We start from the raw sequence: 8,885 nt of genomic DNA, 5'->3' as shown, positions 1-8,885 counted from the left end.
CCACCGAGCACGTCCTTGCTCCGGGATACAGCTACGCCGCCGAATTCGCTTTCGGTCTCGATCTGATTCTCGACGGACTCGAACGTCTGCACATCGGGAGCGAACGATGATCTGACGTGAGTACCGGGTTAAAGTCGAGAAAACCGGGTTACCGGTCCAGACTTCAGATGTCCCGAAGAGGAGCTTTCTGTGCGCGCCATGGTGGTTACGGAACTGTCCGGTCCCGAAGGAATTGTCGCGCAGGAGGTTCCCGAGCCCGCAGCCGAAGGTCTTGTTCTCATCGATGTGAAGGCAAGTGGCGTCTGCTTTCCGGACCTGCTCATCACCTACGGCAAGTATCAGATCCGCCCGGAACCGCCGTTCATTCCCGGCGCGGAGATCTCGGGCGTCGTGGTCTCCGCGCCGGAAGGGTCGAGTTTCGCTCCGGGCGATCGTGTTCTCGCGGCCGCGTATCTGGGTGGGTATGCAGAGCGGATTGCCGTCAACCCGGCGCAGGTACTCCGAATTCCGGACGGACTCGCCTTCGACGAGGCGGCCTCGCTGATCATCAACTATCAGACGATGGAGTTCGCGCTCGCTCGTCGCGCGAAGATCGTCGCGGGGGAGACTGTCGTCGTGCTCGGCGCTGCAGGCGGAGTCGGAACGGCAACCATCCAGCTGGCCAAGGCGCACGGTGCCCGGGTGATCGCCGTGGTACGACGCGAGGGCGTCGATGACTTCTTGCGTGAGCTCGGTGCCGACGAGGTGGTCGCGCTGGCTCCGGGATGGGGAGAGCGGATTCGGGAACTGACCGACGGCGTCGGCGCTCAGATCGTGGTGGATCCGGTGGGCGGCGATGCGTTCGACGACGCGGTCCGGGTTCTGGCACCCGAAGGACGACTCGTGGTGATCGGATTCGCCGGCGGCGGTATTCCCGAGGTAAAGGTGAACCGGGTGCTGTTTCGCAATATCAGCATTGTCGGCGCGGCATGGGGTGAGTTCACGCGTACCAATCCCGAGGCGGTAGCCGAGGTACACGCATCGCTGGTAGAACACGTCCGAAACGGCTTGCGTCCGCTGGTCAAGGCACGGTATCCGCTTGCCGACGCAGCAGTTGCCCTGGCTGATCTCGAAAGCGGCAAAGTTCTCGGAAAGGCCATCTTGCTGCAGGAATGATTCTTCGCAACGTGATGGTGGTCACCAAATAATAAGTTGCAACATGTTTTCATTTGGGCAATAGTTGCAACCGCACTACCATTTGCCAGGTGATCGCTTCCGATTCTGATGACCTGTATGGAGCACTCGACGAGTTGTTCACTCGCCTGATGAGCGCCGGTGATTCGGAGTCGATCGATGCGTTGATCGAACTGGATCTCTCGTTCTCTCAGGTGCGTGTGCTGTTCGTACTTGCACAACGTGATGCGGCGATCCCGATCAACGAGGTTGCCGACGAGCTTCGGCTCTCGGTGGCAGCTACGGGGCGGAACATCGATCAGCTCGTGAACATGGGTCTGGTCGATCGACGTGAAGACGAGCGGGACCGACGCGTCAAGCGGGTTTCCTTGTCCGAGGCCGGTCGTAAGGTGACGACCAACCACATCGAGTGCAAGCGCGGCCAGCTTCGCGAATTCGCGTCGCGTGTTCCTGAGCCAGAGCGGATTCGTTTGTTCGAGGCTCTCAAGCCCATTCTCGCGGGTGACTATCTGCGAGCACTTAACCAGGAGACTTCGCGATGACATCGCCGAACGCGCCGGCACCGGCGTCCGACAAACTTGACGGGGCGGTCCTCAAGATCGCTTCCGTGGTGGTGCTCGGCGCCATCATGTCGATTCTCGACGTAACCGTGGTGAGCGTCGCGCTCACCACTTTTGCCGAGGACTTCGAAACTTCGTACGCCACCGTCGCGTGGACGATGACGGCCTACACGCTCGCCTTGGCGACGGTCATTCCGGTTACCGGTTGGGCTGCCGACCGTTTCGGCACCAAGCGCCTGTACATGACGGCCCTGGTGCTGTTCGTACTCGGTTCGGTCGCTTGTGCGATGGCGTGGGACATCACCTCGCTCATCGGCTTCCGCGTGCTCCAGGGTCTCGGCGGCGGCATGTTGATGCCGCTCGGTATGACGATCATGACCCGGGCCGCCGGTCCGGACCGTGTCGGTCGTGTCATGGCAGTTCTCGGTATCCCGATGCTGCTCGGTCCTATCGGCGGCCCGATTCGCGGTGGTTGGCTGATCGAGGCCGCGAGCTGGCACTGGATCTTCCTGATCAACTTGCCGATCGGCATCATCGCTCTGGCTGCTGCGTTCATCATTCTGCCGTCCGACAAGGCGAAGCCTTCGGAGTCCTTCGACTTCCTCGGCATGATCCTGCTGTCGCCCGGCCTGGCGCTGTTCCTGTTCGGTGTGTCGTCCATCCCTGAGGTGGGAACCGTCGCGTCCGCTCGGGTTCTGGTGTCGGCCGGTATCGGTCTGGCACTGATCATCGCCTTCGTGTTCCACGCGCTCAACAAGGATCACCCGCTGATCGACCTGCACCTGTTCAAGAACCGTCAGTTGACCACCGCCGTCATCACGACGTCGCTGTTCATCGTCGCGTTCATGGGCGCCGGGTTGCTGTTCCCGAGCTACTTCATTCAGGTCGGCGGTCACACCACGCTCGCTGCCGGATTGTTGATGGCTCCGCAGGGTCTCGGCGCTATGGTCACCATGCCCATCGCTGGTCGACTGGTCGACAAGATCGGCCCGGGCAAGATCGTCCTGACCGGTTTGCCGTTGATTCTGATCGGCTTGGGTGTGTTCACACAGGTTGCCTCGGATTCCCCGACGTGGCTGCTGATGGGTGCCTTGTTCGTCATGGGCCTCGGTATGGGTTGCACCATGATGCCGCTGATGACCGCAGCTATCGTGACGCTCTCCAACGAGCAGATTGCTCGCGGCTCCACCCTGATGAACATCGTTCAGCAGACCGCAGGTTCGATCGGTACCGCCGTGATGTCGGTGGTCTTGACCAACCAGCTTCTCGATCGTGGCCTCGACACGACGATGGTCGGTGCGGCCTCGCACATTCCGACCGAACCGGGAAGTCCGCAGGAGTCTGCTGCGAATTCGATTCTCAGTGCGGCGTCGGATGCCTTCGGTAACACCTTCCTCGTTGCCACTGTGCTGATCGTCCTGACCCTCATCCCGGCGTTCTTCCTGCCGCGGAGCAAGACCACCAGGCCGGTGGCCGAGGGCGAGACGGCAACGCCGATCGTTATGCACTGACCGCTTTTCGGTAGATCGTTCGTCCAGGTGAGGGCGGCACACATCTTGTGTGCCGCCCTCACCTTTTTGCCGTGGAATACAGCTGGATGGTTGAATGTTTGATCAGTTACATGCAAACGCATGGATCTAGTTCGCGGAGGAGCAACCATGCAGTTCGGAATCTTCACGGTCGGTGACGTCACCACTGATCCCACGACGGGGGCGACCCCGACAGAGCACGAGCGCATCAAGGCCATGACGACCATCGCCAAGCACGCCGAGGAAGTCGGTCTCGACGTCTTCGCGACCGGCGAGCATCACAACAAGCCGTTCGTGCCGTCATCTCCGACCACGATGCTCGGATACATCGCGGCCCAGACCGAGAAGATCACGCTCTCCACGTCCACGACGCTGATCACCACCAATGACCCGGTGAAGATCGCCGAGGATTACGCGATGCTTCAACACCTCGCCGAGGGGCGCGTCGATCTGATGATGGGTCGCGGAAACACCGCGCCTGTGTACCCGTGGTTCGGCAAGGACATTCGCGCCGGTATCCCGTTGGCGCTCGAGAACTATCAACTTCTTCGCCGGCTCTGGGACGAGGAGGTCGTGAACTGGCAAGGGGAGTACCGCACTCCACTCCAGGGATTCACGTCCACACCGCGCCCGCTGGACGGCGTCGCGCCGTTCGTGTGGCACGGCTCGATCCGCAGCCCCGAGATCGCGGAGATCGCGGCGTATCACGGCGACGGATTCTTCGCGAACAACATCTTCTGGCCGAAAGAGCACTACATCGAGCTGATCAATCTTTACCGCCGGCGTTACGAGCATTACGGCCACGGGTCCGCGGATCAGGCGATCGTCGGTCTCGGTGGCCAGGTCTTCATGCGCAAGAACAGTCAGGACGCGGTCAAGGAATTCCGTCCGTATTTCGACAATGCTCCGGTGTACGGCCACGGGCCCTCACTCGAAGAGTTCACCGAGCAGACGCCGCTGACCGTCGGTTCCCCTGAACAGGTCATCGAGAAGACGTTGGCGTTTGCCGATTTCTTCGGTGACTACCAGCGCCAGCTGTTCCTGATGGATCACGCCGGACTGCCGCTGAAGACGGTGCTCGAGCAGCTCGATCTGCTCGGTGAGGAAGTTGTTCCGGTTCTGCGCCGTGAGTTCGCGGCCAGGCGGCCAGCACATGTGCCGGACAACCCGCCCACTCACGCGTCGATGAAGGCAACTCGTGAGGCAAGCAGTGTCACTGCCTGACGAGCAACCGCCTGAGGTTCCGGTCAGCACCACCGAACTCGCCACCGACGCCTGGGAAGCCTTGTTTCGCGCCCAGGTGTCGGTGCTGCGGCGGCTCTCTGCCGACGACGTCTGGGATCAGGTGTCGATGCGCGAGTACGACGTGCTGTTCACGCTGAGTCTTGCGCCGAGTAGTTCCCTTCGCCTGCATGACCTGAATCGGGAGATATTGCTGAGCCAGCCTTCGCTCAGTCGCCTGGTGGAACGGTTGGAGGGCGAAGGTCTGGTAACGAGAAGTGTTGATCCACAGGATCGCCGCGGGACGATCGTGCAACTCACCGAAACGGGTGCAGCGCTGCAGAAATCAGTGGGTCGCCGTCATGCCGCGAGCATCCGCCGCCACGTCGGACCGGCCCTGGACGCGGATGAACTTCGACTGTTGGCCGAATTGTGCACGCGTCTGCGTCTCGCGCAGTCATGACTGGAGGCAGGATGGACGATATGAGTAACCTCGAAGCGCAGCCCGTCGAGCAGGAATGCGAAGGCCATCCGGCGGAGAGCGAGATTCAGATCCTCACCCCGCGCGACGTACCGCTCGGTGGCCCGCGGGCCATGCGAGTGCGACGCACCCTCCCGCAACGCGAGCGTTCGCTGATCGGGGGATGGTGTTTTGCAGATCATTACGGTCCGGATGACGTCGGCTCAGGACCGGGCATGCATGTGCCGCCGCATCCGCATACCGGTTTGCAGACGGTGAGTTGGCTGTTCACCGGAGAGATCGAGCACCGTGACAGCATCGGTTCCCATGCGATGGTGCGGCCGGGTGAACTGAATCTGATGACGGCCGGGAGTGGGATCGCGCACTCCGAGGTGTCGACGCCGAATACGAAGGTTCTGCACGGGATGCAGTTGTGGGTGGCGCTGCCGGATGCGGCGCGCGATACCGCACCCGCGTTCGTTCACTATCGACCGGAGCCGGTGACCACCGATGGTGTCACGCTCAGTGTGTTCCTCGGTTCGCTCGCCGGTGAAACGTCTCCGGTGTCTACCTTCACCGAATTACTCGGTGCCGAGGTGATTCTCGATCCTGGGGCCGAGATCGCCCTCGATGTCGATCGTTCACATGAGCACGGCGTGATCGTCGATCAAGGATCGGTTGTTCTGCGTGGTACCACTGTCGGCTGGGCCGAGTTGGGTTATCAAGCACCGGGTTTCGGAAAACTGACTTTGCGCAATCCGGGATCCGAACCGGCTCGACTGCTACTTCTCGGCGGGAAACCGTTGGGCGAGCAGGTCATCATGTGGTGGAACTTCATGGGCCGTACACACGCAGAGATCGTCGAGTATCGACGCAAGTGGCAGGCCGAGCTTGCCTCCGGATTCGACGGCAGCGTCCCGGACCGGCGTTTCGGCGTCGTGCCGGGATACGACGGTCCGGCGCTCCCGGCACCCGAGTTGCCGAACAGTACGTTGCGGCCCCGAGCCTAGTCGTTGCTCTTGCTGCTACCGGCCGCGAGCGTCGTTTCGATCAGGCTTGTTCGATGTCCTGGTGAGCCTTCGCGAGCATGATGTAGCCGGCGCCGTTGGCGGTGATACCGGCCTTTTCGCCTTCGGAGAGTTCACGTTTGACCTTGGCGGGCACGCCGGCGACCAGTGATCCAGGCGGGATTTGCATCCCCTGAGACACGACGGCGCCGGCTGCAATCAGTGACCCCGAGCCGATGTGTGCGCCGTTGAGCACCACGGCACCCATGCCGACGAGAACGTCGTCTTCGACGGTGCACCCGTGCAGCACTGCGTTGTGGCCGACCGAGATTCGTTCGCCCAGCACTGCGGGGAACGTCGGGTCGGCGTGCACGGTGCAGTTGTCCTGAATGTTGGTGTCAGCGCCGATGGAGATCGATTCTGCGTCGCCGCGGATAACCGCGCCGTACCAGATGCTGGCTCCCGCAGCGATGGTCACCGCGCCGACAACGGTGGCGTTGGGTGCGATGAACGCACTTTCGTCGATCTGCGGGGTGTTACCGAGAACGGTGGCGATGATCGGGTTGGTCATGGTTCTCCTGTGCGTTGGAATGACGTGCTCTGACGGTACCTGGACTACTTCGCTGTGGGTTTTCGATTCATGACGACTGTGCCGACGCCCGCGGCCACCACCAGTGCGATGGCCACGAGTGTGAACGCGTCGAGCGTTTGCCCGATCACGAGGACTCCGGCCAGTGCGGCCGCTGCGGGTTCGAGGGCGATGAGGACGGCAAAGACTTTCTTGGCTAGAGAGCGCAGCGCCCACATTTCCAAGCTGTACGGGATGACGGACGAGAGGACGGCGACGGCTGCGCCTGCGGCGAGCATCGTCGGATCCAGCAGTTCACTTCCGCCCGAGACGACGCCGAAGGGCAGCGTCAATACGGCCGCGACGATGCTTGCGCCTGCCAACCCGTCGGCGCTCGGGAGCGTCGCGGCCAGGTGGGAACCGGCCACGATGTATCCGGCCCACGCAGTAGCGGCGATCAACGCGAACATCACCCCGATCGGGTCCAAACCGGATTCGCCGTGATCGCCCAACCCGAGCAGCAACACTCCGCCGAAGGCGAGCAGCACCCATGCTCCGTCGGCCCACCGACGAGACAGAACTGCGGCCAGGGTGAGCGGTCCGAGGAACTCGATGGTGACGGCCGTTCCGATGGGCACTGTGTCGAGGGCGAGGTAGAAGGCGCCGTTCATCACGGCGAGGGCGATGCCCAGCGCGAAGATGCCTTTGCGCTGCCGGTTCGACCATCTGCTCCATCGCGGGCGGACGATGACGCCGAGGATGATCGCGGCGATCGTCAGCCGCAGCGTCGTGGCTCCGGCCGGCCCGATCTGCGAGAACAGTGTCGTCGCGAATGCCGCTCCGAACTGGAGCGACAGTATCGACGTGAGGACTGCTCCGACCGGCAGTAGCTGACTGCCGGCCTTCATTCTCCGGTGAACTCGGGACTTCGACGCTCGAGCATCGCGGCGACGGCTTCGTGGTGATCTCGGGTGTGGTGGGCGATCGACTGCATGGCGGCCGAGAGTTCGAGCAAGCTCTCGAGGCTCTGGTGCTGGCCCTCGCGGAGGAGCTTTTTGGTCATGCGGAGTACCTGCGGGGGATTGGCGGCTACTCGAGCTGCCAAAGCGTGCGCAGCGGAAAGCAATTCCTCGGGCTCGGTCACCTGCGAGACCAGACCCCAGTCGAGTGCCTTCGCAGCATCGATCGGTTCACCGGTGAACGCCATCTCGGCCGCGCGGGCGTTGCCGATCGCGCGGGGGAGCAGCCACGCTCCGCCGTCGCCGGGAATGAGTCCTACCTTGACGAAACTCTCGGCGAAGACTGCGGCGGTCGAGGCGATGCGGAGGTCGCACATGAGTGAGAGGTCGCAGCCCGCTCCGATGGCCGGGCCGTTGACCGCCGCGATGGTCGGCACCTCACACGTGTACAGCGCGAGCGGGATGCGTTGGATGCCGTGCCGGTAGCCCTGGCGGATCTCGCCGGGTGCGCCACCGAACATGCCCTCCTTGTCTCGCATGTGCTTGACGTTGCCGCCGGAGGAGAAGGCCGATCCGGCCCCCGTCAGAATGACCGTGCGCACACTCTGATCTCGGTTGACCGCGGTGACTGCGTCTTCGAGGGCCTCGATCATGTCGATCTCGGAGATCGCATTGCGGGTGTCCGGGCGATTGAGGGTCCACGTGACCACATCGCCGGTTCGCGAGATCAGTACGGCGTCGCTCATGGGTGCTCCTGGTTGTCGATGGCAGTTGAGCTCAGTCTCTCACCACAGGATTTCGCAATAACAATCATTCGTGCTTGATTTTTATGGATGTGAGTGTGATGCTGGTCGCATGGCCGAACTTCAGACGTTCATCGATGACTTGCGGGCCGAAGGCGAGAGCCTCGACGCCCTGGTTGCGGATCTGCCCGAGGAGAAATGGGCGACAATGACGCCTGCGGAAGGGTGGACCATCGCACATCAGATCGGGCACCTGCACTGGACGGACAGTGCAGCGATCCTGGCGATCACCGACCCGGACGGGTTCGCGGAGCAGTTGAAGGCGGCGTTCGTGAACCCGGCAGGGTTTGTCGACGACGGTGCTGCCGAACAGGCGGCCCGCCAGCCGGCGGAGTTGCTCGCCGATTGGCGAGCGGGGCGCACCGCTCTCGTCGAGGCGCTCACCGCCGCCCCGGCCGGAACCAAGTTCCCCTGGTACGGCCCGCCCATGGGCGGTGTCTCCATGGCTACCGCGCGACTGATGGAGACGTGGGCGCACGGGCAGGACGTTGCCGACGCACTCGGCGTCGAACGCGCTCCGACGGCGCGCATCAAGAACATCGCTCACCTGGGTGTGCGGACGCGAAACTTCGCGTACTCGGTCAACGAGAAGACGCCGCCCGCCG

General features: G+C 62.8%; 10 protein-coding genes. 7 read left to right on the top strand and 3 right to left on the bottom strand.

Annotated features, from left to right (window positions below; all coding sequences use genetic code 11):
• The first annotated feature begins 189 nt into the window (after window positions 1-189).
• The 6 genes from A2J01_RS26885 to A2J01_RS26860 all read left to right on the top strand — a co-directional run bounded on the left by A2J01_RS26885 (window position 190) and on the right by A2J01_RS26860 (window position 5,953).
• Window positions 190-1,155, top strand: coding sequence for an NADPH:quinone oxidoreductase family protein (locus A2J01_RS26885; protein WP_063314748.1), 966 nt, complete (start codon window positions 190-192; stop codon window positions 1,153-1,155).
• 89 nt (window positions 1,156-1,244) lie between these two features.
• Entirely contained in the window at window positions 1,245-1,715 is a 471-nt protein-coding gene (locus tag A2J01_RS26880) for a MarR family winged helix-turn-helix transcriptional regulator (RefSeq protein WP_003941890.1), read from the top strand.
• Window positions 1,712-3,244 (top strand): DHA2 family efflux MFS transporter permease subunit, encoded by a 1,533-nt coding sequence (locus A2J01_RS26875; RefSeq protein ID WP_064113959.1) that lies wholly within the window; start codon window positions 1,712-1,714, stop codon window positions 3,242-3,244. Before A2J01_RS26880 ends, A2J01_RS26875 begins: the two co-directional genes overlap by 4 nt.
• 147 nt (window positions 3,245-3,391) lie before the next feature.
• The gene (locus A2J01_RS26870; RefSeq protein WP_047268945.1) at window positions 3,392-4,486 is read left to right on the top strand and encodes an LLM class flavin-dependent oxidoreductase; all 1,095 of its coding nucleotides are present in this window, start codon (window positions 3,392-3,394) and stop codon (window positions 4,484-4,486) included.
• On the top strand, window positions 4,473-4,946 hold the full coding sequence (locus A2J01_RS26865) for a MarR family winged helix-turn-helix transcriptional regulator (RefSeq protein WP_042453108.1): 474 nt from the start codon (window positions 4,473-4,475) through the stop codon (window positions 4,944-4,946). The genes A2J01_RS26870 and A2J01_RS26865 overlap by 14 nt, the downstream gene beginning before the upstream one ends.
• Window positions 4,947-4,966: 20 nt before the next feature.
• Window positions 4,967-5,953: a pirin family protein gene (locus A2J01_RS26860; RefSeq protein ID WP_047268946.1), complete on the top strand. Its 987-nt coding sequence runs from the start codon at window positions 4,967-4,969 to the stop codon at window positions 5,951-5,953.
• 40 nt (window positions 5,954-5,993) lie between these two features.
• On the opposite strand, the gene A2J01_RS26855 is transcribed toward A2J01_RS26860, so the two are convergent.
• Genes A2J01_RS26855 through A2J01_RS26845 form a run of 3 tightly spaced genes read right to left on the bottom strand, consistent with a single transcriptional unit; the run spans window position 5,994 to window position 8,223 of the window.
• Complete coding sequence (locus tag A2J01_RS26855) at window positions 5,994-6,521, bottom strand: gamma carbonic anhydrase family protein (protein WP_003941993.1); 528 nt, start codon at window positions 6,519-6,521, stop codon at window positions 5,994-5,996.
• 44 nt (window positions 6,522-6,565) lie between these two features.
• Window positions 6,566-7,426 (bottom strand): EamA family transporter, encoded by an 861-nt coding sequence (locus A2J01_RS26850; RefSeq protein ID WP_007728407.1) that lies wholly within the window; start codon window positions 7,424-7,426, stop codon window positions 6,566-6,568.
• Entirely contained in the window at window positions 7,423-8,223 is an 801-nt protein-coding gene (locus tag A2J01_RS26845) for a crotonase/enoyl-CoA hydratase family protein (protein WP_047268912.1), read from the bottom strand. The genes A2J01_RS26850 and A2J01_RS26845 overlap by 4 nt, the downstream gene beginning before the upstream one ends.
• Window positions 8,224-8,332: 109 nt before the next feature.
• On the opposite strand from A2J01_RS26845, the gene A2J01_RS26840 reads away from it, so the two are divergent.
• Window positions 8,333-8,885, top strand: a 553-nt coding sequence (locus A2J01_RS26840; RefSeq protein WP_064113958.1) for a maleylpyruvate isomerase family mycothiol-dependent enzyme, incomplete at its 3' end; no start/stop codon positions are given.

The organism is Rhodococcus sp. EPR-134 (genome assembly GCF_001647205.1).
Taxonomy (GTDB): Bacteria; Actinomycetota; Actinomycetes; order Mycobacteriales; family Mycobacteriaceae; genus Rhodococcus_F; species Rhodococcus_F qingshengii.
The sequence above is the reverse complement of the archived record's forward strand: the minus strand, read 5'-3'. Positions and strand labels throughout refer to the sequence as shown.